The organism is Pseudomonas sp. HR96, from assembly GCF_034059295.1.
Classification (GTDB): Bacteria; Pseudomonadota; Gammaproteobacteria; order Pseudomonadales; family Pseudomonadaceae; genus Aquipseudomonas.
In genome coordinates this window covers 201,170-225,413 of sequence record NZ_CP139141.1, presented here as the reverse complement: position 1 = coordinate 225,413, position 24,244 = coordinate 201,170, and the positions used below count along the sequence as shown (strand labels likewise).

Annotated in this window: 25 protein-coding genes; 9 read left to right on the top strand and 16 right to left on the bottom strand. The window is 65.3% G+C overall.

All coding sequences use genetic code 11. The annotated features are described in order from the left end of the window. Nucleotides 1-22: 22 nt before the first annotated feature. Nucleotides 23-343 (top strand): DUF2388 domain-containing protein, encoded by a 321-nt coding sequence (locus tag SFA35_RS01055; RefSeq protein ID WP_320574262.1) that lies wholly within the window; start codon nucleotides 23-25, stop codon nucleotides 341-343. Further along, nucleotides 340-2,301, top strand: coding sequence for a DUF4105 domain-containing protein (locus SFA35_RS01050; protein ID WP_320574260.1), 1,962 nt, complete (start codon nucleotides 340-342; stop codon nucleotides 2,299-2,301). The genes SFA35_RS01055 and SFA35_RS01050 overlap by 4 nt, the downstream gene beginning before the upstream one ends. Here the strand turns inward: SFA35_RS01050 and SFA35_RS01045 are convergent. From SFA35_RS01045 to SFA35_RS01030, 4 genes are all read right to left on the bottom strand, one after another. Continuing rightward, nucleotides 2,298-2,678 carry a helicase gene (locus tag SFA35_RS01045; protein WP_320574258.1) on the bottom strand — a complete coding sequence of 127 codons (381 nt, stop codon included), beginning with the start codon at nucleotides 2,676-2,678 and terminating at the stop codon, nucleotides 2,298-2,300. The genes SFA35_RS01050 and SFA35_RS01045 overlap by 4 nt on opposite strands. Nucleotides 2,679-2,770: 92 nt before the next feature. Further along, nucleotides 2,771-3,043 carry an HU family DNA-binding protein gene (locus tag SFA35_RS01040; RefSeq protein ID WP_213877959.1) on the bottom strand — a complete coding sequence of 91 codons (273 nt, stop codon included), beginning with the start codon at nucleotides 3,041-3,043 and terminating at the stop codon, nucleotides 2,771-2,773. 203 nt (nucleotides 3,044-3,246) lie between these two features. Then, nucleotides 3,247-4,401 carry an NAD(P)/FAD-dependent oxidoreductase gene (locus SFA35_RS01035; protein ID WP_320574256.1) on the bottom strand — a complete coding sequence of 385 codons (1,155 nt, stop codon included), beginning with the start codon at nucleotides 4,399-4,401 and terminating at the stop codon, nucleotides 3,247-3,249. A gap of 37 nt (nucleotides 4,402-4,438) precedes the next feature. Further along, nucleotides 4,439-4,606, bottom strand: coding sequence for a rubredoxin (locus tag SFA35_RS01030; protein WP_002555879.1), 168 nt, complete (start codon nucleotides 4,604-4,606; stop codon nucleotides 4,439-4,441). A 194-nt stretch (nucleotides 4,607-4,800) separates the two neighbouring features. On the opposite strand from SFA35_RS01030, the gene SFA35_RS01025 reads away from it, so the two are divergent. Next, nucleotides 4,801-5,358 (top strand): chorismate--pyruvate lyase family protein, encoded by a 558-nt coding sequence (locus SFA35_RS01025; protein WP_414058456.1) that lies wholly within the window; start codon nucleotides 4,801-4,803, stop codon nucleotides 5,356-5,358. Next, nucleotides 5,358-6,248, top strand: coding sequence for a 4-hydroxybenzoate octaprenyltransferase (gene ubiA, locus SFA35_RS01020; RefSeq protein WP_320574254.1), 891 nt, complete (start codon nucleotides 5,358-5,360; stop codon nucleotides 6,246-6,248). The genes SFA35_RS01025 and ubiA overlap by 1 nt, the downstream gene beginning before the upstream one ends. Before the next feature lie 42 nt (nucleotides 6,249-6,290). On the opposite strand, the gene SFA35_RS01015 is transcribed toward ubiA, so the two are convergent. Next, complete coding sequence (locus tag SFA35_RS01015; protein ID WP_320574252.1) at nucleotides 6,291-6,665, bottom strand: hypothetical protein; 375 nt, start codon at nucleotides 6,663-6,665, stop codon at nucleotides 6,291-6,293. Nucleotides 6,666-6,824: 159 nt separating this feature from the next. Here SFA35_RS01015 and phoB point away from each other — a divergent pair, with 159 nt between their 5' ends. From phoB to SFA35_RS01000, 3 genes are all read left to right on the top strand, one after another. Further along, nucleotides 6,825-7,514 carry a phosphate regulon transcriptional regulator PhoB gene (phoB, locus tag SFA35_RS01010; protein ID WP_320574249.1) on the top strand — a complete coding sequence of 230 codons (690 nt, stop codon included), beginning with the start codon at nucleotides 6,825-6,827 and terminating at the stop codon, nucleotides 7,512-7,514. 48 nt (nucleotides 7,515-7,562) lie between these two features. After that, a complete protein-coding gene (gene phoR, locus SFA35_RS01005) occupies nucleotides 7,563-8,912 on the top strand; it encodes a phosphate regulon sensor histidine kinase PhoR (protein WP_414058454.1) in 1,350 nt (449 codons plus the stop codon). A 100-nt stretch (nucleotides 8,913-9,012) separates the two neighbouring features. Beyond that, complete coding sequence (locus SFA35_RS01000) at nucleotides 9,013-10,353, top strand: hemolysin family protein (protein ID WP_320574244.1); 1,341 nt, start codon at nucleotides 9,013-9,015, stop codon at nucleotides 10,351-10,353. On the opposite strand, the gene SFA35_RS00995 is transcribed toward SFA35_RS01000, so the two are convergent. The 8 genes from SFA35_RS00995 to SFA35_RS00960 all read right to left on the bottom strand — a co-directional run bounded on the left by SFA35_RS00995 (nucleotide 10,354) and on the right by SFA35_RS00960 (nucleotide 20,490). Continuing rightward, entirely contained in the window at nucleotides 10,354-11,247 is an 894-nt protein-coding gene (locus tag SFA35_RS00995) for a M23 family metallopeptidase (RefSeq protein WP_320579242.1), read from the bottom strand. It lies immediately after the preceding gene. A gap of 52 nt (nucleotides 11,248-11,299) precedes the next feature. Then, on the bottom strand, nucleotides 11,300-12,205 hold the full coding sequence (locus SFA35_RS00990) for a response regulator (protein ID WP_320574241.1): 906 nt from the start codon (nucleotides 12,203-12,205) through the stop codon (nucleotides 11,300-11,302). 143 nt (nucleotides 12,206-12,348) lie between these two features. After that, entirely contained in the window at nucleotides 12,349-13,107 is a 759-nt protein-coding gene (gene phoU, locus SFA35_RS00985; protein ID WP_320574239.1) for a phosphate signaling complex protein PhoU, read from the bottom strand. 137 nt (nucleotides 13,108-13,244) lie between these two features. Next, nucleotides 13,245-14,075, bottom strand: a complete 831-nt coding sequence (pstB, locus tag SFA35_RS00980; protein ID WP_320574237.1) for a phosphate ABC transporter ATP-binding protein PstB — start codon at nucleotides 14,073-14,075, stop codon at nucleotides 13,245-13,247. Nucleotides 14,076-14,117: 42 nt separating this feature from the next. Then, complete coding sequence (pstA, locus tag SFA35_RS00975) at nucleotides 14,118-15,785, bottom strand: phosphate ABC transporter permease PstA (RefSeq protein WP_320579240.1); 1,668 nt, start codon at nucleotides 15,783-15,785, stop codon at nucleotides 14,118-14,120. Nucleotides 15,786-15,799: 14 nt separating this feature from the next. Further along, entirely contained in the window at nucleotides 15,800-18,085 is a 2,286-nt protein-coding gene (locus SFA35_RS00970; RefSeq protein WP_320574235.1) for an ABC transporter permease subunit, read from the bottom strand. A gap of 45 nt (nucleotides 18,086-18,130) precedes the next feature. Then, a complete protein-coding gene (locus SFA35_RS00965; protein WP_320574233.1) occupies nucleotides 18,131-19,105 on the bottom strand; it encodes a phosphate ABC transporter substrate-binding protein PstS family protein in 975 nt (324 codons plus the stop codon). A gap of 95 nt (nucleotides 19,106-19,200) precedes the next feature. After that, nucleotides 19,201-20,490, bottom strand: coding sequence for an MFS transporter (locus SFA35_RS00960; protein ID WP_320574231.1), 1,290 nt, complete (start codon nucleotides 20,488-20,490; stop codon nucleotides 19,201-19,203). A 248-nt stretch (nucleotides 20,491-20,738) separates the two neighbouring features. On the opposite strand from SFA35_RS00960, the gene SFA35_RS00955 reads away from it, so the two are divergent. Continuing rightward, on the top strand, nucleotides 20,739-21,140 hold the full coding sequence (locus tag SFA35_RS00955) for an acyl-CoA thioesterase (protein ID WP_320574229.1): 402 nt from the start codon (nucleotides 20,739-20,741) through the stop codon (nucleotides 21,138-21,140). 79 nt (nucleotides 21,141-21,219) lie between these two features. Further along, entirely contained in the window at nucleotides 21,220-22,131 is a 912-nt protein-coding gene (locus SFA35_RS00950) for a D-hexose-6-phosphate mutarotase (RefSeq protein ID WP_320574227.1), read from the top strand. A 64-nt stretch (nucleotides 22,132-22,195) separates the two neighbouring features. Here the strand turns inward: SFA35_RS00950 and SFA35_RS00945 are convergent, their stop codons facing one another. The 3 genes from SFA35_RS00945 to SFA35_RS00935 all read right to left on the bottom strand — a co-directional run bounded on the left by SFA35_RS00945 (nucleotide 22,196) and on the right by SFA35_RS00935 (nucleotide 24,238). Then, nucleotides 22,196-22,729 carry a DUF3299 domain-containing protein gene (locus SFA35_RS00945; RefSeq protein WP_320579239.1) on the bottom strand — a complete coding sequence of 178 codons (534 nt, stop codon included), beginning with the start codon at nucleotides 22,727-22,729 and terminating at the stop codon, nucleotides 22,196-22,198. Between the two features lie 77 nt (nucleotides 22,730-22,806). Next, nucleotides 22,807-23,058, bottom strand: a complete 252-nt coding sequence (locus tag SFA35_RS00940) for a GlsB/YeaQ/YmgE family stress response membrane protein (protein ID WP_320574225.1) — start codon at nucleotides 23,056-23,058, stop codon at nucleotides 22,807-22,809. Nucleotides 23,059-23,155: 97 nt separating this feature from the next. Beyond that, entirely contained in the window at nucleotides 23,156-24,238 is a 1,083-nt protein-coding gene (locus SFA35_RS00935) for a 5-(carboxyamino)imidazole ribonucleotide synthase (protein ID WP_320574223.1), read from the bottom strand. Nucleotides 24,239-24,244 lie beyond the last annotated feature (6 nt).

The window sequence follows — 24,244 nt, the reverse complement described above, 5'->3', positions numbered from 1 at the left end:
AAGTATTTTCTGGAGACAAGCAATGCGTACCCCGCTGATCGCCGCCGCCCTCGGCCTGCTCGTGCTGACCGACGTGGCCCAGGCGCACACCCTGGTGCAGACCAGTAACATCATCGTGCGCGCGTTCGGCCGTTCGATCGACTTCACCTCCGACACCACCACCTCGGTGCGCGACTCCAAGGTCGTACGCCAGGCGCGCGACGACGCTGCCAGCTATGTCGCCAGCAACGGCGACATCCACGGTGCGCAACTCGACGCTGCCTTCAATACCTTGCGCGCACGCCTGCCCGAAGCCCGCAACGCCAGCGACCAGGACCTCGCCGAAGCCATTCTCGCGCTGTGAAGCCGCTGCGCGCCTGGCTGGCGACCCTTGCCCTGGTAGTGATCGCCAGCCCGGCCCTGGCCGACCTGCGCCTGCACCTGCAGGACGAGGGCCTGAGCCCTGCGCAGCGCCAGGCCAGCCAGACCCTGCTGGACGAAGCCATGACGCGCCTGCCGCCCAGCTTCGTCCAGCGCCTTGACCGGCAGATCGATGTCAGCTGGTCGACGAAGATGCCCGACAACGCCTATGGCGAAGCGGCCCCGGTGTCGAGCCTGGAGCTCAACCGCAAATTGCTCGACAGCCTCACCGACGGCAGCGCCGCCACCACCCAGACCCAGCGCCCCCACGGCACGGTGCGCGAGGAGATGCTGGCCACGGTGCTGCATGAGCTCACCCATATCTATGACCGCGCGCGCCTGTGGCCCGAAGAGGACCGTCGGCTGATCAACCGCTGCACCCGCCAGGCCGGCAACACCGGCCCGGTCGGGCTGCCCGAACGCTGCCGAGGCCAGGCCGGACGGCAGTTCACCCTGAGCGACGACCCGCGCCTGCTCGATCTCGCCGGCTGGCCGCAGCGCGTCGGCCAGCGCGGCGAGCGCGAGACGCAGAACCGCCAGGTGGTGCGCAGCCCGGATATCTACGAGGTCAGCAGCCCGCTGGAATTCGTCGCGGTGAACATGGAGTATTTCCTGCTCGACCCGGCCTACCCGTGCCGCCGGCCCGAACTCTACGCCTACTACAAGGCGCACTTCGGCTGGGCGCCGCCCAACCCGCAGCAGTGCCCGCACGAGCTGCCCTTCGTCAACGCCGGCAACGACTTCGGGCGCACCCCGCTGGGCAAGATCGACCCCGAGCGGGTCTACGAAGTCGACTACCTGCTGGCCGAAGCCAATCAGAACTGGGTCAGCCGCTGGGGCCACTCGATGTTGCGCCTGGTCATCTGCGCCCCCGGACGCCCGCGCGGCCCCGACTGCCGGCTGGACCTGGACCAGAGCCTGGTGCTGTCCTACCGGGCCTTCGTCAACGACGTGCAGCTGTCGACCTGGGGCGGCCTCAATGGCGCCTACCCTTCGCGGCTGTTCGTGCTGCCGCTGGGCCAGGTGATCGACGAATACACCAAGACCGAGATGCGCAGCCTGGCCTCGGTGCCGCTGAAGCTGACCCGCGAGCAGATCGAGTCACTGGTAATCCATGCCGCCGAGATGCACTGGAGCTACGACGGCAACTACTACTTCGTGTCCAACAATTGCGCGGTCGAGACCCTCAAGCTGCTGCGCGCCGGCACCCATGACCCGCGCCTGGAAGGCCTCGACAGCATCGTTCCCAATGGCCTGCTGCAGGTGCTCGAAGCCCGCGGGCTGGCTGATGGCAGCGTGCTCGACGACCCGCGCGAGGCGCTGCGCCGCGGCTATCACTTCGACTCCTACCGTGATCGCTACCAGGCGATGTTCGAGATCGTCAAGAAGCGCCTGCCCGTCAAGCAGAAGACCGTGGAGGACTGGCTCGAGCAAGCCTCCGAGAGCCGCCGGCCCTGGTTCGCCGCGGCCGACCTGCGGGCCAGCGCCGCCTTGCTGCTGCTCGAACAGGCCAGCTACCGCCGGCAGTTGCTGCTGGCTCAGGAAGAGGTCAAGCAGAAGTACCTGGGCGGCCGTGATCAGGACGGCAGCGGCATGGCCAATGCCAACAAGACCCTGCAGGCCATGCTGGCCAACAGCGGCTTCCTCAGCCGGCCCGCCGAACTGCTCGACGGCAGCGGCTACGGCCTGCCCCAGGCCAACGAGTGGCAACGCCTGGAGTCGCAAAGCAGCCAGCGCCAGGAGACCCTGCTCAAGCTCAGCGCCGAACTGGACAAGGAGGTCCGTGCCTTGCTGACCCCGGACCGAGCCCGAGAAATCGCCGCCAACGAGGAAAACATCAAGCAGCTCGGCGACCACCTGCGCGAATTGCACAAGGCGGCCGGCGGCCTGGTGCTGCCTTAGGGTTTCTTCGGCTTGCGCGGTTGCAGATACTTCATCAGGCCTTGAAACCAGATGACCAGGGCCGGGTTGCCCTTGATCTGCACGGTCTTGTCCTGGATGCCCTGCATGAAGGCCAGTTGCTTGTTTTTCGCCTGCAAGGTGGCAAAGCCGAATGCCGCATCCCTGAAGGCAATCGCGAACGCCGGCTGGGCCACCGTGCCGCTGCGGCTGCGCACACGCTGATCCTTGACGATGAAATGGCGAGCGACCTTGCCGTCCAGGGTCTGCAGCTGGAATGTCAGGTCGCGGTCGACCAGTTGCTGCTGAAACGCCGGGTTGTTGCGGCTGGCTCGAGCCATCAGCCAGCCCAGGGCCCACAGCAATAAGCGAAACTTCATTCAAACGCCTCGAGTGGATGGAACGGACAAAAAGAAAAGGGCGCTGCCAGCTCCGGCGCGCCCCTTTCGGCAATACAGGTGGTGCAAGTCGATCAGTTCACACTGTCCTTGAGAAACTTCCCAGGCTTGAATGCCACGGTGTTGCTCGCCTTGATTTTTACCGGCTCGCCGGTCTGCGGGTTTTTACCGGTACGGGCGCCGCGGTGGCGCTGCAGAAAGGTGCCGAAGCCTACCAGGGTGACGCTGTCCTTGCGGTGCAGCGCGCCGGTGATCTCTTCGAGAACGGCGTTGAGCACGCGATTGGCCTGGTCCTTGGTCAGATCCGCTTTCTCGGCGATAGCGGCTGCGAGTTCTGGTTTACGCATATGAGAACCTCTTTGACGGTTTATTGTTTTTATGTCCGGGCTGCTTTTCCCAGCAGCGCTAACAGCTGCGCAGGCTCTAACCCGCGGCAGACAGCGTGAGAATGGCACGCCCGCCGAGGCCGCGCCAGTGGCGACGAGGCCTTTGTTGGCTGCGGGCAAGGGGGATTGCGACAGAAGGCCCGCCGATCGTGCCAACCCCCGCCTTATAAGGGCGCCAACAGGCCCGGCAGCTGGCGGTTCAGCGCCAATTTCTCGCTCACTGCGCTGCCGGTCAGGGCGTAGCCCAGGAGGTGGCCTTCGGCGTCATGGCACAGAGCCTTGATATCGGCACCAGCGCCTTCGAATGACCACTGACCATAGCGCCCGTGGGGCGGGGGCGACACCACCAGGGGGCACACCGGGGTCTTCACAGTGATCGGCATCGCACCATAGCTGACTGCGGTCGGCTGGCCGGCCAACGTCTGCGCCAGCGCGCGGGCACAGGTCATCAGCGGCATCACGTACAACAGGTTGAGGCCATCGACCTCGGCGCAGTCGCCCAGGGCGTAGATGTGGCTGTGGGAGGTGCGCAGCTGGCGATCGACCACCACCCCGCGGTTGACCTCCAGGCCTGCCGCCGACGCCAGCGCCGTGCGTGGGCGCAGGCCGATTGCCGACACTACCAGGTCGCACGTCAGGTGGGTGCCGTCGGACAGATGCGCCAGCCACTGCTCGGCGCTGCGCTCCATACGGGTGACCACCGGGCCCAGGTGAAAGCAGGCGCCCAGGCCCTCCAGGCCAGCCTGCACGGCCGCCGCCGCCGGAGCCGGCAGCAGCGTCGGCATCACCTGTTCGCAGGGGGCCACCAGGTCCACCTCATAGCCGCCCAGCAGCAGGTCATTGGCCAATTCGCAGCCGATCAGCCCGGCACCCAGCACCAGCACCCGGCGCTTGCCATGGGCGGCTGCGCGAAAACGCGCGTAGTCCTGCAGGTCATTGACCGGAAACAGAGCATCAGCCGCCAGGCCCTCGACCGGCACCTGGAGTGTTTCGGCGCCCCAGGCCAGGATCAGGTCGCGGTAGGGTACCGCCTCCTCGCCGATCCACAGCCGCCGATGGCCAGGATCAATGCCGCTGATGCGCGTGTGGGTGCGGATCTCCGCGTCCAGCTGCTCGGCCATCGCCCCCGGCTCGGCCATGCTCAGGCCGTCGGCGTCCTTGCTTCGGGCAAATCCGGTGGACAGCATCGGCTTGGAATAGGAGCGGCCGTCATCCGCCGTGATCAGCAGCAGCGGCGTCGCGCTGTCGAGCTTGCGAAATTCGCGGGCCAGGTTATACCCGGCGAGGCCGGTACCAATGATGACGACAGGTAGAGTCATGGGTATTTCCAGTCAGGGGCGGACACAAACGGGCCGATCAACCGATTTCGATCATTTCGAAATCCATCTTGCCGACGCCGCAGTCAGGGCACAGCCAGTCTTCCGGCACGTCCTGCCACAGCGTGCCCGGGGCGATACCGTCATCCGGCCAGCCATCGGCTTCGTTGTAGATCAGACCGCAGACGATGCATTGCCACTTCTTCATTACTCATCTCCTCGACATATCAGGCTGGCGGCCGCTCATGGATACAGGCGCGTCGACCGACTCAGGGCGTTTTGTACTGATCGTGCGGGCAGGATGCAAGCCGCTTTGTCTCTGCGCTAGCAGGCAAGCGCTCAAAACCCCCGAACAACCATGTTAAGCTCTGCACTCCTTTGGCCACTTGGCTTCTTGATATCGTGCCAGCAGAATTCTTCGAAACGTCTACGCCCTTGTGGCTCGAACAGAACGACACCACAGTGCACCGCGGCGCCCGTGACTGGTTATTCGACGAGGGTTCGCTGACACGCCGGTTGACCGAATTGGCGGGTGGCCAGTTCAGCATCGATGTTCTCGAAGAAGGTTTCGAGATACTTCGCCCAGACGAATGCGAGGTCCTGCAGCTGGACGCCGGCGCCACTGGCTGGGTCCGCGAAGTAATGCTGTGTGGCGCTGGCACTCCCTGGGTGTTCGCCCGCACCGTCACCGCCCGGCATGTCGTCGAAAACGCCGGCCTGGCGTTGCAGAGCCTCGGCCGACGCTCGCTTGGCGACCTGCTGTTCGACGACGAGGCCTTCGTGCGCCGTCCCATCGAGATCTGCCAATACCCGGCACAATGGCTGCCGGAAGGCCAGCAAACCGAGGGCCTGTGGGCGCGCCGCTCGCGCTTTGACCGCGACGACACCCACGTGCTGGTGGCCGAAGTGTTCCTTACCGGGTTCTGGGGTGCCCTGATGTTCCCGCCGGCCAAGCCCTGATGCTGCAACACGCGCTCAAATCCCTCAACCGCCTGCACCCCAGGGCCTGGGATTTCGTGCAGTTGTCGCGCATGGACAAGCCCATCGGCGTCTATCTGCTGCTCTGGCCGACCTTGTGGGCGCTGTGGATCGCCGGCAGCGGGCGACCGAGCCTGGCCAATGTAGCGATCTTCGTGCTGGGGGTGATCCTGATGCGCGCCGCCGGTTGCGTGATCAACGACATCGCCGACCGCAAGGTCGACGGCCACGTCAAGCGCACCGAGCAACGCCCCCTGGTCAGCGGGCGGATCAGCACCCGCGAAGCACTGGTGTTCTTCGCCGTGCTGCTGGCGGCCAGCTTCGCCCTGGTACTGTGCACCAACGCCGCCACCATCGGGCTGTCGCTGGGCGGCCTGGTGCTGGCGGCCAGCTACCCGTTCATGAAGCGCTACACCCATCTGCCGCAGGTGGTGCTGGGTGCGGCGTTCTCCTGGGGCATGCCGATGGCGTTCACCGCCGAAATCGGCCACGTGCCTGCCGCCGCCTGGCTGCTGTACCTGGCCAACCTGCTGTGGACAGTGGGTTACGACACCTACTACGCCATGGTCGACCGTGACGACGATCTGCGCATCGGGGTCAAATCCACCGCAGTGCTGTTCGGCCGCAACGACCGCCTGATCATCGGCATCCTGCAAGGTCTGGCGCTGGTGTGCCTGCTGCTGGCAGGCGAGCGATTCGGCCTGGGCGGCTGGTTCCACCTGGGCCTGCTGGGTGCGGCGGGCTGTTTCGTGTGGGAGTCCTGGCACACCCGCCAGCGCGAGCGCATGGCCTGCTTCCGGGCATTCCTGCATAACCATTGGGCGGGGCTGCTGATCTTTGCCGGCATTGTCCTGGACTACGGACTGCGCTGATTCTGGAAAAGCCCGGGGCCGACGCCCCGAGCCGTGGCGCCGTTACATCGGCTTGAGCACGTGCCAGACATCCTTCATCCCGTCACCCTTCTTGTCCCCGGGCGCGGTGTCCTTGGCAAAGGTGTACACGGGCTTGTCCATATAGGCCCACTGCATCATGCCGTCGTCGCGCTTGATGATGGTCCACATGCCGCTGGCCTTGTCGCTGGACATGGCCATCAGCGGCGGCCAATTGTCGGCGCAGCTGGTGTTGCAGTTCGACTTGCCGTTGGGGTCCTTGTCGAAGGTATAGAGGGCCATGCCCTTGTGATCCACCATGACTCCATCTTTCGTCGTCGCAGGGCCGTCGGCAAGCGCCAGGCTGGGTAATGCGAAGGCAGCAGCGAGGGTCATCCAGGTCAGCGTGTGGCGAGTCATTGGATATTCCTGTTGTTATGGGTGAAGGCAAAAGCTTAGCTCAGGGCCTGGATCTTGGTAGGCTGCAGGCCGGTTGTCACACGACTGCAATATTTCCGTTATCTAATGCGGCGCAGACACTCGAATCTCGGCAACACACTCGATTCTCAGGAGCGGAGCATGGTGGGCAGGAACATTCTGATCGTGGACGACGAAGCGCCTATTCGCGAGATGATCGCCGTCGCGTTGGAAATGGCCGGCTATGACTGCCTGGAGGCGGAAAACTCGCAGCAGGCCCATGCCATCATCGTCGACCGCAAGCCGGACCTGATCCTGCTCGACTGGATGCTGCCCGGCACCTCGGGCATCGAGCTGGCACGGCGCCTCAAGCGCGACGAGCTGACCGGCGACATTCCGATCATCATGCTCACCGCCAAGGGCGAGGAAGACAACAAGATCCAGGGTCTGGAGGTGGGCGCCGACGACTACATCACCAAGCCGTTCTCGCCGCGCGAACTGGTGGCGCGGCTCAAGGCCGTGCTGCGCCGCGCCGGGCCAAGCGATGGCGAGGCGCCGATCGAAGTCGGTGGCCTGCTGCTCGACCCCATCAGCCACCGCGTCACCATCGACGGCCGCCCCGCCGAGATGGGCCCCACCGAATACCGCCTGCTGCAATTCTTCATGACCCACCAGGAACGCGCCTACACCCGTGGCCAGTTGCTCGATCAGGTCTGGGGTGGCAATGTCTACGTCGAGGAGCGCACCGTCGACGTGCACATCCGCCGCCTGCGCAAGGCGCTGGGCGATGCCTACGAGAACCTGGTGCAAACCGTACGCGGCACCGGTTACCGCTTCTCGACCAAGAGCTGAAACGGTGCTGCCACCCGGGCCGCTTGATTTCGAAAGGACGCGTTGCAATTGAACCGAAACTGGCGTGGCATCCTGATACGCCATCTGCTGCTGTTGGTAGCTGCCTGCCTGCTGGCGGGGCTGATCAGCGGCAGCTACGGTGCCTGCCTGGCCATCGGCCTGGGGCTGTACCTGGCCTGGACCCTCAAGCAACTGCTTAACCTGCACGACTGGCTGCGCGACCACAAGCTCGACGAACCGCCGCCCGACGGCCGTGGCCTGTGGGGCGAAGTGTTCGACAGCATCTACCACCTGCAACGCCGCGACCAGCGCCGTCGTGGCCGCATGCAGGCGGTCATCGACCGTATCCAGGAGTCCACCGCCGCCCTCAAGGACGCGGTGATCATGCTCGACGCCGATGGCAACCTGGAGTGGTGGAACCGCGCCGCAGAAACCCTGATGGGTCTCAAGTCGCCCCAGGACGGCGGCCAGCCGGTGACCAACCTGGTGCGCCACCCCAAGTTCAAGGAGTACTTCGAGCAGGAGCATTACCTCGAACCGCTGGAAATCCCCTCGCCGACCAATGACCGGGTGCGCCTGCAGCTGCACATCACCCGCTATGGCAACAACGAACACCTGATGCTGGTGCGCGACGTCACGCGCATCCACCAGCTCGAACAGATGCGCAAGGACTTCGTCGCCAACGTTTCCCATGAGCTGCGCACGCCACTGACGGTGATCACCGGCTACCTGGAGACCCTGCTGGACAACGTCGAGGAAGTGAACCCGCGCTGGGTGCGGGCGCTGACCCAGATGTCGCAGCAGGGCAGCCGCATGCAGACCCTGCTCAACGACCTGCTGCTGCTGGCCAAGCTGGAAGCCACCGACTATCCCTCGGACAACCAGCCAGTGGCGGTGGATCGGCTTTTGACCACCATCGTCAGCGACGCCCAGGCCCTTTCGGCCGGCCAGCAGCACCGCATCAGCCTCGACGCCCAGCCTGGCGTACGCCTCAAGGGCAGCGAGTCGGAACTGCGCAGCGCGTTCTCCAACCTGGTGTTCAATGCCGTCAAATACACTCAGGCCGAGGGCCGGATCCAGGTGCGCTGGTGGACTGACAGCGAGGGTGCACACATGAGCGTGCAGGACTCCGGCCCCGGCATCGACCCCAAGCATCTGCCGCGCCTGACCGAGCGTTTCTACCGCGTCGACTCCAGCCGCGCCTCCAACACCGGCGGCACCGGCCTGGGCCTGGCCATCACCAAGCATGTGCTGATGCGCCACCGCGGGCGCCTGGAGATCAGCAGCGTGCCCGGCCACGGCAGCACCTTCACCTGCCACTTCGCCCCGGCTCAACTGGCGACGCCCCGGTCGGCCGCAATGGCGTCATCAGCCGGTCAAGATCACAGCGGACACTAGGCAAGTCTCTACACAATCGCTACATTGCAGGGTTCATGCCTGACGTTCAGGCAACCTTGTCCTCCTCACCCTTCTACATTGGAACCCGTAAAACTCCATCATGGACCCTTCCCCTGGCTATACCCTCGCGTCGTTCTTCGCCGACTTCGGCATGATTCTGTTTGCTCTGATCCTGGTCCTGCTCAACGGCTTCTTCGTTGCTGCCGAGTTCGCCATGGTCAAGCTGCGCTCGACGCGGGTCGAAGCAATCGCCAAGAAAAGCGGCTGGAGCGGCCGCATCCTGCGCACCGTGCACAGCGAGCTGGACGCCTACCTGTCGGCCTGCCAGCTGGGTATCACCCTGGCCTCGCTGGGCCTGGGCTGGGTCGGTGAACCGGCCTTCGCCCACCTGCTGGCGCCGCTGCTGGAAACCCTGGGAGTCAAATCGCCAGAGGTGATCAAGGGCGTGTCGTTCTTCAGCGCCTTTTTCGTCATCTCGTACCTGCACATCGTGGTCGGCGAGCTGGCGCCCAAGTCGTGGGCCATCCGCAAGCCGGAACTGCTGTCGCTGTGGACGGCGGTGCCGCTGTACCTGTTCTACTGGTCCATGTACCCGGCCATCTGGCTGCTCAACGGCAGCGCCAACGCCATCCTGCGCATCGCCGGCCAGGGCGAGCCCGGCCCGCACCACGAGCACCACTACAGCCGCGACGAGCTCAAGCTGATCCTGCACTCCAGCCGTGGCCAGGACCCGAGCGATCAAGGCATGCGCGTGCTGGCTTCGGCGGTGGAAATGGGCGAACTGGAAGTGGTCGACTGGGCCAACTCGCGCGAAGACCTGGTGACCCTGGACTTCAACGCGCCGCTCAAGGAAATCCTGGCCAAGTTTCGCCGCCACAAATTCAGCCGCTACCCGGTGTACGACGCCGAGCGCGGTGAGTTCGTCGGCCTGCTGCACATCAAGGACCTGCTGCTGGAACTGGCCGACCTCGACCACCTGCCCGAGTCGTTCAACCTCGCCGAGCTGACGCGCCCGCTGGAGCGTGTGTCGCGGCACATGCCGCTGTCGCGCCTGCTGGAGCAGTTTCGCAAGGGCGGCGCGCACTTTGCCCTGGTCGAGGAAGCCGACGGCAAGATCATCGGCTACCTGACCATGGAAGACGTGCTCGAAGTGCTGGTGGGCGATATCCAGGACGAACACCGCAAGGCCGAGCGCGGCATCCTCGCCTACCAGCCGGGCAAGCTGCTGGTGCGCGGCGACACGCCGTTGTTCAAGGTCGAGCGCCTGCTGGGCGTGGACCTTGACCACGTCGAGGCCGAGACCCTGGCCGGGCTGGTGTACGACACCCTCAAGCGCGTGCCGGAAGAGGAAGAAGTGCTGGAAGTCGAAGGCCTGCGCATCATCATCAAGAAAATGAAGGGCCCCAAGATCGTCCTGACCAAGGTCCTCAAGATCGACTGATCAGGGTCTGGCCGGGCCGCTCTGCCCCAGCATGGGGGCAGGCAGCCCGGCCAGCGGCTGGTCGAACCCGTAGGGAATCGACTCCAATGCCAGCCCGACGTTGCGCTGCACCACGAAGTGCAGATGCGGGCCGTTGCTGTTGCCGGTGTTGCCCGAACGCGCCAATGGCGTGCCCACCGTCACGGATTGCCCCTCCCGGACGCTCACGCTGCCCTGGGTGAGGTGCAGGTAGACGCCCATGGTGCCGTCGTCGTGCAGCACCCGCACGAAATTGCCGGACGCCTCGGCGCCGCCCTCGGGCTGGCCATTCTCCACCTTGACCACGATGCCGCTGCGCGCCGCGACGATCGGTGTGCCGCGCGGCATGGCGATGTCGATGGCGTAACGCGACTTGGCGCCGGTGTGGCTGTACTTGCCATTGGGCCCCTGGCTCACGCGAAACGGCCCGCCCAGCCAGGGCAACGGGTAGGCGTAGGCGCTGGGCTGGCGGCTGGGGTCGCCCAAGGCATAACGGAACTGCTGGGTGAAGCGGATCGGCTGGCCAGGCTGCCGCGCTGCCAGCAAGGCCAGGGTGACGCTGGCGCGCGGCGGTACCACGCTGTGCACCGTGGCCGCCGGCTGCCCCTGGACATTGCCCAACCCGCCCAGCTTGAGCTCGATCTCCACTGGGGCATACAGCTCGTTGCGCGCAGTGAAAGTGGTGCTGGCCGGGGTGCGGTTGATGTCCAGGTGCACCTGCTGCTCCAGGTGCTCGACCATACGATCACGGAACACCAGCACCTGCGCGCCCGGGGTCTGGCGGTCGGTGTAGTTGACCACGCCGTTGGCGTCGGTGAACTTGTAGATGGTGGAGGCCTGGGACACCGCTGGCAGCGCCGCCAGCAGCAGGGTCAGGGTGAGCGGAAACCGGCTTGGCCCCCGAGAGGCTGCGGGCCGGTTCAGAGATTCAGGCACCCGGCACAAAATGCTTCTGCACCGTGCCACGCGCGATCAGGCGGGAGATGTAGTCGAGCTTCTGCGCGTCCTGGTCGACAAACTTGAACGTCAGCTGCAACCAGTCGCTATCGGGCTTGGCTTCGAAGGCAGCGATGGCGTGCAGGTAACCGTTGAGGCGGGCCGTTTCGGCGTTCTCGCCCTGCTCCAGGTCGAGCACGGCGCCTTCCAGGATCTGCGGCAGCACTTCGCCCCGCTTGACCACCAGAAGCGCTTCCTTGAGGCTCAGCGCCTTGATCACGCAGGCCTGCGAGCCGCTGGACAGGCGCAGCTGGCCCTGGCCACGGCCACCTGGGGCGGCACTGGCGCTGCTCGGCGCGCTGGGCGCCGGCGCGGCGGCACGCACTGGCGCCGGGGCCGAGGCTGCCGGGCCGGCCGAGGCCGTCTGCGGCTTGCCGCCGGTCAGCGCACTCAGCGACTCGTTGGCCAGGCCCGTCTGCGCGCGCACCGGAGCACCGGCCAGCGCCGCTTCCAGCTTGCCGACCTTGTGCAGCGCCTTCTTGACCTTGGTCAGCAGCTGTTCATTGGTGAACGGCTTGCCGATGAAATCCGAGACCCCGGCCTGGATCGCCTGCACCACGTTCTCCTTGTCACCGCGGCTGGTGACCATGATGAACGGCAGGTGCTTCATGCTTTCCTGCTGGCGCGTCCAGCTCAACAGCTCGATACCGGACATCTCCGGCATTTCCCAGTCGCACAGGATCAGGTCGAAGGTCTCGCGCATCATCAGCGCCTGGGCCTTGCGACCGTTGACCGCATCTTCGATCTGCATGCCCGCGAAGCCGTTGCGCAGCCCTTTTTTCACCAGGTCGCGAATGAAGGGCGCATCATCCACCACCAGTACACTGATCTTGCTCATCGACCACTCCTGAGATTCCCGACCACACTCACGCCGGGACTGTTACCCCTCGCAGCTGCGTATCAGGCGCGGGTATCACGATTCGTGCCCCCGTAAAAACGCAAATGCCCGGCCTGAGCCGGGCATTCTTTCTCGGGGCAGTCTTATTTATCGTCCGCCTGCGACAGAACATTAGCGCTATTGGCGATGCCCTGCACTTCTTCTTTCATGCGTTTGAGGCCCAGGTGACGGACGTCGGTGCCGCGCACCAGGTAAATCACCAGTTCGGAAATGTTGCGCGCGTGGTCGCCGATGCGCTCCAGCGAACGCAGCACCCAGATAACGTTGAGCACGCGGGAGATGGAACGCGGGTCTTCCATCATGTAGGTGACCAGTTCGCGCAGGGCGGTCTTGTACTCGCGGTCGATGGTCTTGTCGTACTGCGCCACCGACAGCGCCAGGTCGGCGTCAAAGCGGGCAAAGGCGTCCAGCGCGTCGCGGACCATGCTGCGCACCTGGTCGCCGATGTGGCGCACCTCGACGTAGCCGCGCGGCGACTCACCCTCTTCGCACAGCTGGATGGCGCGGCGCGCGATCTTGGTCGACTCGTCGCCGATGCGCTCCAGGTCGATCACCGATTTGGAGATGCTGATGATCAGGCGCAGGTCCGAGGCGGCAGGCTGGCGGCGGGCGAGGATGCGCAGGCACTCCTCGTCGATGTTGCGCTCCATCTGGTTGATCTCGTCATCGACGTCGCGCACTTGCTGGGCCAGGCCCGAGTCGGCCTCGATCAGCGCGGTCACCGCGTCGTTGACCTGCTTCTCGACCAGGCCGCCCATGGCCAGCAGGTGGCTGCGCACCTCCTCCAGCTCGGCGTTGAATTGCTGGGAAATGTGATGGGTCAGGCTGTCTTTATCAATCATTTGGTCGCTCCGCGACAGCTTTGAGGTTCGAGCTACTAGCTTCGAGCGACAAGCTGCAAGTTGATGTGTGTTGATCCCCAAACTCACCGCAAACCCCCTGGCTTGCAGCGTGAAGCTTGTAGCTGACAGCTGCCGACCTAGCCGTAGCGCCCGGTGATGTAGTCCTCGGTCTGCTTGAGCGTCGGGTTGGTGAACAAGGTGTCGGTATTGCCGTACTCCACCAGCTTGCCCAGATGCAGGAACGCCGTGTAATCGGAGACCCGCGCCGCCTGCTGCATGTTGTGCGTGACGATCACAATGGTGTATCTGGATTTCAGTTCGTAGATCAGCTCCTCCACCTTCAGCGTGGAAATCGGGTCCAGCGCCGAGCACGGCTCGTCGAGCAGCAGCACTTCGGGCTCCACGGCGATGGTGCGGGCGATCACCAGGCGCTGCTGCTGGCCGCCGGAGAGGCCCAGCGCCGACTCGTGCAGGCGGTCCTTGACCTCGTCCCACAGGGCCGCGCCACGCAGCGCCCACTCCACCGCCTCGTCGAGCACGCGCTTCTTGTTGATGCCCTGGATGCGCAGCCCGTACACCACGTTCTCGTAGACGGTCTTGGGGAACGGGTTGGGCTTCTGGAACACCATGCCGACCCGGCGCCGCAGCTCGGCCACGTCCTCGCCGCGGGCGTAGATGTTGCGCCCGTACAGGTTGATGGCACCCTCGACGCGGCAACCGTCGACCAGGTCGTTCATGCGGTTGAGGGTACGCAGCAGGGTCGACTTGCCGCAGCCCGACGGCCCGATGAAAGCCGTCACGCGCTGCTTGGGAATGTTCAGCGCGACGTCGAACAGGGCCTGCTTGTCGCCGTAGAACAGGTTCAGGCCGGGCACTTCGATGGCCACGGATTCCTCGTCCACGCGGCGCCCGGGCTTGTGGCGGCCAAGCCCGAAGAGGCTGCCGCGCGAGCGGGTGTCATAGGGCATGGCGGCCTCCTTGGGAGCGAATGCAGGTCAGGGCAATGGACATCAAATCTCCAGGGTCTGGTACTTTTCGCGCAGGTGATTGCGCAAGGCCACCGCCGACAGGTTGAGCAGGGCGATCACCAGCACCAGCAACAAGGCGGTGGCATACACCAGCGGCCGCGCGGCCTCGACGTTGGGGCTCTGGAAGCCGACATCGTAGATGTGAAAGCCCAGGTGCATGATCTTCTGGTCCAGGTGCAGGTAAGGATAGTTGCCGTCCACCGGCAGCGACGGCGCCATCTTCACCACGCCCACCAGCATCAGCGGTGCGACCTCGCCAGCGGCGCGGGCCACGGCCAGGATCATGCCGGTGAGCATGGCCGGGCTGGCCATCGGCAGGACGATCTTCCACAGCGTCTCGGCCTGGGTCGCGCCGAGGGCCAGGGAGCCTTCGCGCAGCGACAGCGGAATGCGCGCCAGGCCTTCCTCGGTGGCGACGATCACCACCGGCACGGCAAGCAGCGCCAAGGTCAATGAAGCCCAGAGCAGCCCCGGGGTGCCGAAGGTCGGAGCCGGCAGCGACTCGGCGAAGAACAGCCGGTCGAGCGAGCCGCCCAGCACGTAGACGAAGAAGCCCAGGCCGAACACGCCGTAGACGATCGACGGCACCCCGGCGAGGTTGTTCACGGCGATGCGGATCAGCCGCGTGACCAGCCCCTGGCGCGCGTATTCACGCAGGTAGACCGCCGCCAGCACGCCGAACGGGGTGACGATCATGGCCATGATCAGGGTCATCATTACCGTGCCGAAAATGGCCGGGAAGATGCCGCCTTCGGTATTGGCTTCGCGGGGGTCCTCGCTGAGGAACTCCCAGATGTTCTGGAAATAGCGCACCAGCTTGGTCCACACGCCCATGGCGTTGGGCGGGTAGGCATGCACCACCTTGCCCAGGGCGATCTCGCTGTCGCGGCCGCTGGCATCCCGCACGGTCAGGCTGTCGCGGTCGATCTGGGCGTGGAGGTCGGCCAATTGCGCCTCGATGGCCTGGTATTGGCCCTTGAGCTCACCGGCCCTGGCGTCGAGGTCGGCCTGGGCGGTGGCGTCCAGACGACCGGCCAGTTGCAGCTTGCGCCCCTGCAGGCGCAGGCGCTCGAGGCCGGCGTTGATACGGCCGATGTCCTTTTTCTCCAGCTCCTGCAACTGCGCCGCCAGCCCCTGCACGCGGTCGATACGCGCCTGCAGCAGCGGCCAGGCCTGCTGCCCGCTGGCGATCACCTGCCCGCCCTCCTTGAGGTCGACCAGGGTGCCGTAGAAGTTGCCCCACTCCCGGCGCTGTACCGTGAGCAGGGTCGGGGCGGCCTGGGGCTTGAACCATTCGCCGACGATCCATACGAAATCGTTGCCGTTGAGCTCGCGGTTGCCGACCTTGATCAGCTCGCGGGTCATGAACTCGCCGCCCCCCGCCGCCACCGGCAGGCCGAGGCTCTTGAGGCGCTCGCGCGGCACCTGTTCCTGTTCGACCACCTCGCCGATCAGCGCCTGGCCAGGCTGGCCGGGCACGGTGTAGACCCCCTGGACCAGGTCCGCCGGCCAGAAATGCCCCAGGCCGCGCACGGCGATCACCGCCAGCAGGCCGATGGTCATGATGACTGCGATCGCCACCGCGCCGGCGCTCAGCCAGATACCAGGCGCGCCGCTACGACACCAGCGGGTCAGGGCATTGCGCCTCACCACCGGGGCCGCACTCACAGCGATGAATACCGGTTGCGCAGGCGCTGGCGGATCAGCTCGGCGGCGGTGTTCATGACGAAAGTGAACAACAGCAGCACCAGCGCCGAGAGGAACAGCACGCGATAGTGGCTGCCGCCGACTTCCGACTCCGGCATCTCCACCGCCACGTTGGCCGCCAGGGTGCGCAGGCCTTCGAACAGGTTCATGTCCATGATCGGCGTGTTGCCGGTGGCCATCAACACGATCATGGTCTCACCCACCGCCCGCCCGAGGCCGATCATCAGCGCCGAGAAGATGCCCGGGCTGGCGGTCAGGATCACCACCCGGGTCAGGGTCTGCCAGGCCGTGGCGCCCAGCGCCAGGGAGCCCAGGGTCAGGCTGCGCGGCACGCTGAACACGGCGTCCTCGGCAATCGAGAAGATGTTCGGGATCACTGCGAAACCCATGGCCAGGCCCACCACCAGGGCGTTGCGCTGGTCGTAGCCGATGCCCAGGTCATGGCTGAGCCACAGGCGCATGTCGCCGCCGAACCACCAGCTTTCCAGGTACGGGCTGACGGCCAGGGCCAAGGCCCCGACCAGCAGGATCACCGGCAGCAGGATCGCCGCCTCGGCGCCGTCGGGCACGCGCAGGCGCCAGCGTTCCGGCAGGCGGCTCCAGCCGAAGCCCGCCGTCAGGATGCCCAGCGGGATGAGCAGCAGCAGGCTGAAAATGCCCGGCAAGTGGCCTTCCACGTAAGGCGCCAGGAGCAGGCCGGCGAAGAAGCCGAGGATCACCGTGGGCATGGCCTCCATCAGCTCGATCACCGGCTTGACCTTGCGGCGCATGCCCGGGGCCATGAAATAAGCGGTGTAGATGGCAGCGGCGACCGCCAGCGGCGCGGCCAGCAGCATGGCGTAGAACGCCGCCTTGAGCGTGCCGAAGGTCAGCGGCGCGAGGCTCAGCTTGGGTTCGAAATCGGAATTGGCGGCCGTCGACTGCCAGACATAGCCGGGCGCGTCGTAGCTCTCGTACCAGGTTTTCTGCCACAGCGCGCTCCAGGACACCTCCGGGTGCGGGTTGTCCAGGGCCATCGGCCGCAACTGGCCGCCCGCCTCCACCAGCACGCGGTTGGCCCGTGGCGACAGGCCGAACAGCGCCGGGCCATGGGCCACCGGCTCGACCAGCAGGGTGCGATGCGCGGTGCTGTGGAACACCCCCAGCCAACCGTCGGCGTCCAGCGCCAGAAAGCCCTTGCGGCGCTGCTCGGCGGTAATCTCGGTGATTGCCGCCTGGCCCAGGCGGAAACTGCGGATCGGCTTGAGGCGCAGCTCGCCGTCGCCGTCGCGGGCCATGAACCATTGTGTCAGGCCGCCCTTGGAGTCGCCGAAGATCAGCGAAATGCCACCCACCAGCTGGGCGCTGGCGGTGATCTCGGTGCTGGCGTCCTCGCTCAGCCGGTAGCGGCCGTTGAGGCTGCGGTCGCGCAGGCTGAAGACGTCGGCCTGGGCGCGGCCGTTGACCACGTACAGCCACTGCTGGCGCGGGTCGATGAAGATCGCCTTGACCCGCTCGGTCATCTGCGGCAATGCGATGCGGGTCTGGGTCAGGCGGCTGTCGTTGCCGAGCGGGTCGGCGGCGTGGCCCAGGGCCAGGACGTGCAACTGCGGCCCGGTAGAACCGGCGACGATCAGCTGCTCGTCCGCCGCACCCAGGCTGACATGCTCCAGCGGGCGGCCTTGGGGGTCCAGCAGCAGCGGCTCGCGGCCGTAGGGGTAGTCGAGCTGTGGGGTGATGGTCTTGTGCCCTGCCGGGTAGCTGATCTTGTAGCTGTGGCGCAGCACCAGGGCCTGGCCATTGGACAGGCCGACGATAAACAGCGCGCTGGCCGGCTGGTCGCGCCCCACCGAGGCTACGCTGACGCCTGCCGGCAACGGCAGCTTGACCTGCAACAGGGCAGCCCCGTCGTCGAGGCTGAAGAAGGTCGCCTGGCCCTGGTCGGAGAGGCGCAGGCCGACCTGGTTCTGCTCCTCGATCGCCAGCAGCAGCGGCTGGCCCGCCTGTTGCAGCCACGCCGGCTGCAGGGCAGGTTCGGCGCTGAGGCTGGCGCCCTTGAAGAGCGGCAGCACTACATAGCCGAGAAAGAAGAAGATCAGGGTGATCGCCGCCAGCACGGCGAAGCCGCCCACCAGCACGGTCCAGCGGGTCAGACGGTCCTTGAGTGCGCGCAGCCGCCGCTTGCGTTGCAGGTACGGCGTGTTGAAGTCGATCCGCCGCGGCGCCGGATGGCTTGACTCAGGCAGCTGTGAGAGGTCGTTCATGCGCACAAACTAGCGATCCCGTATGACAGAAAAAAGACTGCACCTTTACAGGCCCAGATCAGCCCTGACCTTGCCCACCACCTCTGCCGGCAGCGGGATGTAATTGTCCTTGGTCACCACTTCCTGACCTTCGCGAGACAGTACCAGCTTGACGAACTCGGCCTCCAGTGGCGCCAGCGGGGTATTGGGCGCCTTGTTCACGTAGATGTACAGGTAGCGGGCCAGCGGGTACTTGCCGCTCAGGGCGTTATGCTCGGTGTCCTCGATGTATTCACCGCTGCCGCCCTTCTTCGCCAACGGCACGGTCTTGACGCTGGCGGTCTTGTAGCCGATGCCCGAATAGCCGATGCCATTGAGCGAATTGCTGATCGACTGCACCACCGAGGCCGAGCCGGGCTGCTCGTTGACGTTGGGCTTGTAGTCGCCCTTGCACAGTGCTTCTTCCTTGAAATAGCCGTAGGTGCCCGACACCGAGTTGCGCCCGAACAGCTGGACCGGCTGACTGGCCAGGTCGCCTTCGACACCCAGGTCGCCCCAGGTCTTGACGTCGTTGCGCGCGCCGCACAGGCGGGTGACGGAGAAGATTGCGTCAAGCTGCTCGATGGACAGGTGCTCGATGGGGTTGTCCTTGTGCACGAACACCGCCAGGGCGTCCACGGCCACCGGGATGGCGGTGGGCTTGTAGCCGTAGCGCTGCTCGAATGTCGACAGTTCGGTGTCCTTCATCCTGCGGCTCATCGGCCCCAGGTTGGAGGTGCCTTCGGTCAGGGCCGGCGGGGCGGTGGCCGAGCCGGCCGCCTGGATCTGGATGTTGACGTTGGGGTACTGGCGCTTGAAAGCCTCGGCCCAGAGCGTCATCAGGTTGGCCAGGGTGTCGGAGCCGACACTGGACAGGTTGCCCGACACGCCAGTAGTCTTGCTGTAGGCGACCATCGCCGGGTCGACGGCGGCCATTGCCGGGCCAACGCCCGCCCCGGCCAGCAGCAGGGACATGGCTGCGATCAAACGCTTGAACTTCATGCATGCTCCTGGCATCGGGTGTCGAGTCTATTGCGGCCAGAAGGCACAATTCGGATGAACACTCTATGTAAGGAATATGACAGCCATGTGACGGTTCAGCGCCGACGCACCCGCAGGTACAAGCCCAACGCCAGGCCCATCAGACAGATGCCCGCCACGTACCACGAAGCCCCCATCGGATTGTTCTTGAGCAGGGCGGTGACCGCCATCGGCGTCAGGCCGCCAAAGATCGCATAGGCCAGGTTGTAGGAGAACGACAGCCCGGTGAAGCGCACTCGGGGCGGGAAGGCCTTGACCATCACATAGGGCACCGCACCGATCACGCCGACGCACAGGCCGGTCAGGCCATATAAAGGGAACAGCCACTCGGGGTGTTCATGCAGGCTGTGGTACAGGGCCCACGAGCTGACCAGCAGGGCCACGCTGCCGAGGCTGAACACCCACCCGGCGCCGAAGCGGTCGGCCAGCGAACCGGCGCCGATGCAGCCCAGGCTCAGGAAGACGATGGCCAGGCTGTTGGCCTGCAGCGCGGTGGCCGGGCTGAAACCGTAGAGGGTCTGCAGCAGGGTCGGGGTCATCAGGATCACCACCACCACGCCTGCCGAGAGCATCCAGGTCAGCAGCATCGACAGCACGATGGCGCCGCGGTGCTCGCGCAGGATGGTGCGCAGGGGAATTTCCGCTGCCAGTGCCTTGCGCTGCTGCAGTTCGGCGAAGATCGGCGTTTCGTGCAGCCAGCGGCGCAGGTACACCGAGGCCAGGCCGAACACCCCGCCCATGAGGAAGGGGATGCGCCAGGCGAAGTCGGCGACCTCGGCCGGGGTATAGATGCTGTTGATCAGCGTGGCCATCAGCGAGCCGAACAGAATGCCGGTGGTCAGGCCGCAGGTCAGCGTCCCGCAGGCATAGCCGATGTGCCGCTCGGGCACGTGCTCGGAGACGAACACCCAGGCGCCAGGCACTTCACCACCGATGGCGGCGCCCTGGATGACCCGCATCAGCAACAGCAGCAGCGGGGCCCACAGGCCGATCTGCGCGTAGGTCGGCAGCAGGCCCATGATCAGCGTCGGCACGGCCATCATGAAAATGCTCAGGGTGAACATTTTCTTGCGTCCCAGCATGTCGCCGAAGTGGGCGATGACGATGCCGCCCAGCGGCCGCGCCAGGTAGCCGGCGGCGAAGATGCCGAAGGTCTGCATCAGGCGCAGCCATTCAGGCATGTCGGCCGGGAAGAACAGCTTGCCGACCACGGCAGCGAAGAATACGAAGATGACGAAGTCGTAGAACTCCAGCGCGCCGCCCAAAGCCGACAGCGACAAGGTCTTGTAATCGTTGCGGGTCAGCGGACGCGACGAGGGCGCGGCACCCGAATGCACAGAGGTCATTGCACGTTTCTCTCACATGAATCGGCAGCGAGCGGCCCCGGGAAGGGCGCAATACCGCTGCGTGCGGCTTGGCAGGTCCGGCAAGATAGCAAATTGCTCGAAAAAGCACAGTGTTCGCGCCGATCGGGGGTCATTTTCGCGACTCAATGGTCGTATGCAACGATTGCCCTCTATATACTCGGGAATCCAAGGACATTTCCGACAGTGCGCCCACCGACCTGGCGTCACGGGCCAGAGGCACCCCCGGCATGATTGAACTCGAGCAAGAAGACCCTATCCCACAGGGCGACCTGGCCCTGCAGATCACTGCATTGCCCCGCGAAACCAACGGCTTCGGCGATATTTTCGGCGGCTGGCTGGTGGCGCAGATGGACCTTGCCGGCACCGCCATGGCCAGCAAGGTCGCCGGCGGACGCGTGGCCACCGTGGCCATCGACCGCATGGCTTTTCTGGTGCCGGTGCCGGTCGGCGCGCAACTGTCGTTCTATACCCAGACCCTGGAGATCGGCCGCAGCTCGATCCAGATGATGGTCGAGGTGTGGAGCGACGACCCGCTGTCCAGCGAATGGCGTAAAGTCACCGAGGCCGCCTTCGTCTTCGTTGCCATCGACGGCAGCGGGCGCACCCGCTCGGTGCCGCCGCGCCGCTGAAAGCCGGCGGGTGCAGAAACTGTGCGGCGGGCGCGCGGTCAACTTCCCACCATGATCAACGTTCAGAAGCGAGCAGCGCATGTCCAACTCTCAAGTCGAATCGGTCAAACTGGGTGAGCTGAACTGCTGGCGCGTCACCGTCGGCAAGGATGAGCTGCTGGTGACCCAGCAAGGCGCCCAGGTGCTCAGCTACCAGCGCGATAGCGAAACCCCGCTGATCTGGCTCAACGAACACGCCAACTTCATTACCGGCAAGGCGGCACGCGCAGGCGTTCCGGTGTGCTGGCCGTGGTTCGGCGTGTTCAAGCGCAACCCGGAGCCGGTGCAGGCTATGCGCACTGGCAACCGCGACGAGGCCGGCCCCCACGGCCTGGTCCGTGCGATCAACTGGCGGTTGCTGGGCATTGAAGATCAGAGCGAAGGTCGGGTGAGCCTGTCGTTCGACGTGCCGCAAGCCGAAGAGGGCACCCTGCCCGGCTGGCCGCACAAGGTCTCGGTGACCATGACCATCGTGCTGGACCAGCAACTGCATATCAGCCTGACCAGCCAGAACCTCGACGATCACCCAGTCAGCCTGTCCCAGGCGCTGCACAGTTACTTCGCCGTGAGCGATATCCACCAGGTCAGCGCCCAGGGCTTCGCCGGCCTGAGCTACCACGACACCACCACGCCAGACTGGGACCAGTTGAACCAGAGCGGCGACATCAAGTTCGAGCGCGAAACCGATCGCATCTACCTGAATACGCCGAGCGAGCTGAGCATCGTCGACCAGAACTGGAAGCGGCGCATTCGCCTGGTCAGCAGCGGCTCGAACAACACCATCGTCTGGAATCCCTGGACCGAGCGTGCAGCGGCCCTGGCCGACATGGCCGACGACGGCTGGCAGCGCATGCTGTGCATCGAGACAGCCAACGTGCTGGACGACGTAGTGACCCTGGCGCCGGGTGAGCGCCACACGATGTCAGTGACCATCGACAGCGAAGCGCTGTAACACCACTTGAGAAGCTCGGGACGTGAAAAGCTCGGGAGCTGAGCCCCGAGCCTTTCGACCTGTCTTACAGATCCTCTTCCTTTACCTCTCGCACACTCGCCGCATCCAGCGCATATGCCGCATCGGCCAGGTCATTGCTGACCTTTTCGATCTTCAGATGCCCGGTGACCCACAGCGGGTTGTAGATATCGCCCAGCTTCAGGCCTTTGGGATACCGCACCAGCACCATCTGGTTGGGCGGCGGGGGCGGCACGTGGATGCATGCGCCGGGGTATGGCACCAGGAAGAACAGCGTGCTGCGGCCCTTGGCGTCAGTTTCCAACGGCACCGGGTAACCGCCCAGGCGCACATCGCGGCCGTTCATGGCCGGTACGGTCTTGGTCGAGTACATCACCGCCGGCAAACCCTTGGCCTGCTTGAGCCCACCCTTGTTTGTAAAGGTGCCTTTGGCTTCGGGGGAGTTGTGATCGATTTCCGGCATGTCCTCCAGGGCTTTCTGGTCGGACGTGGGCATCAGCTCGAGCCAGTCGGTCTCGGGCAACTGGGCTTGTGCCAGGCTGCTGCAAAGAAGGAGGGTAAGCAGTAACGCGCAACGCATCGTGAGCGGCTCGACAGCAAGGAAGTCGAGCATTGTAGCCCTGCACGTGCGCAACGTGCAGGGCCGCTTTCAAGCGATCAGGACGAGCGCTTGGTGATCAGGCTGTAGATCACCAGCAGCACGATCGCGCCTACCAGCGCACCGAGGAAGCCAGCACCCTCGCCCGCCTGGTAAATGCCCAGCGCCTGGCCACCATAGGTGGCAGCGATGGAGCCGGCGATGCCGAGCACGATGGTCATGATCCAGCCCATGCTGTCGTCACCCGGCTTGAGGAAACGAGCCAGCAAGCCGACGATCAAGCCGATGAAAATGGTTCCAATGATGCCCATGCCGAATTCCCTCTGATAAGTTCCCAAACCTTAGCACACCCATCGGGAGTGCTCTGGCACACAGCATTCAGAGGTTCGACGGCCGTCATTGGTTCCATCAGGCCTTGATCAGCGCCTGGACCTTGGCCACCTGGCGCTCGAGGCTGGCCATGTCGGCGCTGCGCACGGTGGCGTGGCCGACCTTGCGCCCGACCTTGAAGGCCTTGCCGTAGTGGTGCAGATGGCAGTCATCCACCGCGATCACATCGGCCACCGCCGGCACCTCGCCGATGAAGTTGAGCATGGCGCTCTCGCCGACCTTGGCAGTCGACCCCAGCGGCAGGCCCGCTACCGCGCGCAGGTGGTTCTCGAACTGGCTGCACTCGGCACCCTCGATGGTCCAGTGCCCGGAGTTGTGCACGCGCGGGGCGATCTCGTTGGCCTTGAGGCCACCGTCCACTTCGAAGAATTCGAAAGCCAGCACGCCGACATAGTCAAGCTGCTTGAGCACGCGCGAGGCGTAGTCTTCGGCCAGCGCCTGCAGCGGGTGCGCGGTGCTGGCGATCGACAGGCGCAGGATGCCGCTGTCGTGGGTGTTGTGCACCAGCGGGTAGAAGCGGGTTTCCCCGTCTCGGGCACGCACGGCGATCAGCGACACTTCCCCGGTGAAGGGCACGAAGCCCTCCAGCAGGCAGGGCACGCTGCCCAGCTCGGCAAAGGTGCCGGCCACATCGGCAGCGCTGCGCAGCACCTTCTGGCCCTTGCCGTCGTAACCCAGGGTGCGGGTTTTCAGCACCGCCGGCAGGCCGATGCTGGCCACCGCCGCGTCCAGGTCCGCCTGGGACTGGATGTCGGCGAAGGTGGGCGTGGGCACGCCGAGGTCCTTGAACATGCTCTTTTCGAACCAGCGGTCGCGAGCGATGCGCAGCGCCTCGGCGCTGGGGTATACCGGCACGAACTGCGAAAGAAAGGCCACCGTCTCGGCGGGTACGCTTTCGAACTCGAAGGTTACCAGGTCGACTTCTTCAGCCAACTGACGCAGGTGCGCCTGATCGCCGTAGTCGGCCCGCAGGTGCTCGCCCAGGGCGGCCGCGCAGGCGTCCGGCGCCGGGTCGAGGAAAGCGAAGTTCATGCCCAGCGGAGTTCCCGCCAAGGCCAGCATGCGGCCCAGTTGGCCGCCACCGATGACACCGATTTTCATGAAAGC

Excerpts from the sequence above, each read along its gene's own strand:
- SFA35_RS01055 (WP_320574262.1), top strand. The coding sequence starts at position 23 with ATGCGTACCCCGCTGATCGCCGCCGCCCTCGGCCTGCTCGTGCTGACC.
- SFA35_RS01045 (WP_320574258.1), bottom strand. The coding sequence starts at position 2,678 with ATGAAGTTTCGCTTATTGCTGTGGGCCCTGGGCTGGCTGATGGCTCGA.
- SFA35_RS01040 (WP_213877959.1), bottom strand. The coding sequence starts at position 3,043 with ATGCGTAAACCAGAACTCGCAGCCGCTATCGCCGAGAAAGCGGATCTG.
- SFA35_RS01035 (WP_320574256.1), bottom strand. The coding sequence starts at position 4,401 with ATGACTCTACCTGTCGTCATCATTGGTACCGGCCTCGCCGGGTATAAC.
- SFA35_RS01030 (WP_002555879.1), bottom strand. The coding sequence starts at position 4,606 with ATGAAGAAGTGGCAATGCATCGTCTGCGGTCTGATCTACAACGAAGCC.
- ubiA (WP_320574254.1), top strand. The coding sequence starts at position 5,358 with ATGCTGCAACACGCGCTCAAATCCCTCAACCGCCTGCACCCCAGGGCC.
- SFA35_RS01015 (WP_320574252.1), bottom strand. The coding sequence starts at position 6,665 with ATGACTCGCCACACGCTGACCTGGATGACCCTCGCTGCTGCCTTCGCA.
- phoB (WP_320574249.1), top strand. The coding sequence starts at position 6,825 with ATGGTGGGCAGGAACATTCTGATCGTGGACGACGAAGCGCCTATTCGC.
- SFA35_RS01000 (WP_320574244.1), top strand. The coding sequence starts at position 9,013 with ATGGACCCTTCCCCTGGCTATACCCTCGCGTCGTTCTTCGCCGACTTC.
- SFA35_RS00990 (WP_320574241.1), bottom strand. The coding sequence starts at position 12,205 with ATGAGCAAGATCAGTGTACTGGTGGTGGATGATGCGCCCTTCATTCGC.
- phoU (WP_320574239.1), bottom strand. The coding sequence starts at position 13,107 with ATGATTGATAAAGACAGCCTGACCCATCACATTTCCCAGCAATTCAAC.
- pstB (WP_320574237.1), bottom strand. The coding sequence starts at position 14,075 with ATGCCCTATGACACCCGCTCGCGCGGCAGCCTCTTCGGGCTTGGCCGC.
- SFA35_RS00970 (WP_320574235.1), bottom strand. The coding sequence starts at position 18,085 with ATGAACGACCTCTCACAGCTGCCTGAGTCAAGCCATCCGGCGCCGCGG.
- SFA35_RS00965 (WP_320574233.1), bottom strand. The coding sequence starts at position 19,105 with ATGAAGTTCAAGCGTTTGATCGCAGCCATGTCCCTGCTGCTGGCCGGG.
- SFA35_RS00960 (WP_320574231.1), bottom strand. The coding sequence starts at position 20,490 with ATGACCTCTGTGCATTCGGGTGCCGCGCCCTCGTCGCGTCCGCTGACC.
- SFA35_RS00955 (WP_320574229.1), top strand. The coding sequence starts at position 20,739 with ATGATTGAACTCGAGCAAGAAGACCCTATCCCACAGGGCGACCTGGCC.
- SFA35_RS00950 (WP_320574227.1), top strand. The coding sequence starts at position 21,220 with ATGTCCAACTCTCAAGTCGAATCGGTCAAACTGGGTGAGCTGAACTGC.
- SFA35_RS00945 (WP_320579239.1), bottom strand. The coding sequence starts at position 22,729 with ATGCGTTGCGCGTTACTGCTTACCCTCCTTCTTTGCAGCAGCCTGGCA.
- SFA35_RS00940 (WP_320574225.1), bottom strand. The coding sequence starts at position 23,058 with ATGGGCATCATTGGAACCATTTTCATCGGCTTGATCGTCGGCTTGCTG.
- SFA35_RS00935 (WP_320574223.1), bottom strand. The coding sequence starts at position 24,238 with ATGAAAATCGGTGTCATCGGTGGCGGCCAACTGGGCCGCATGCTGGCC.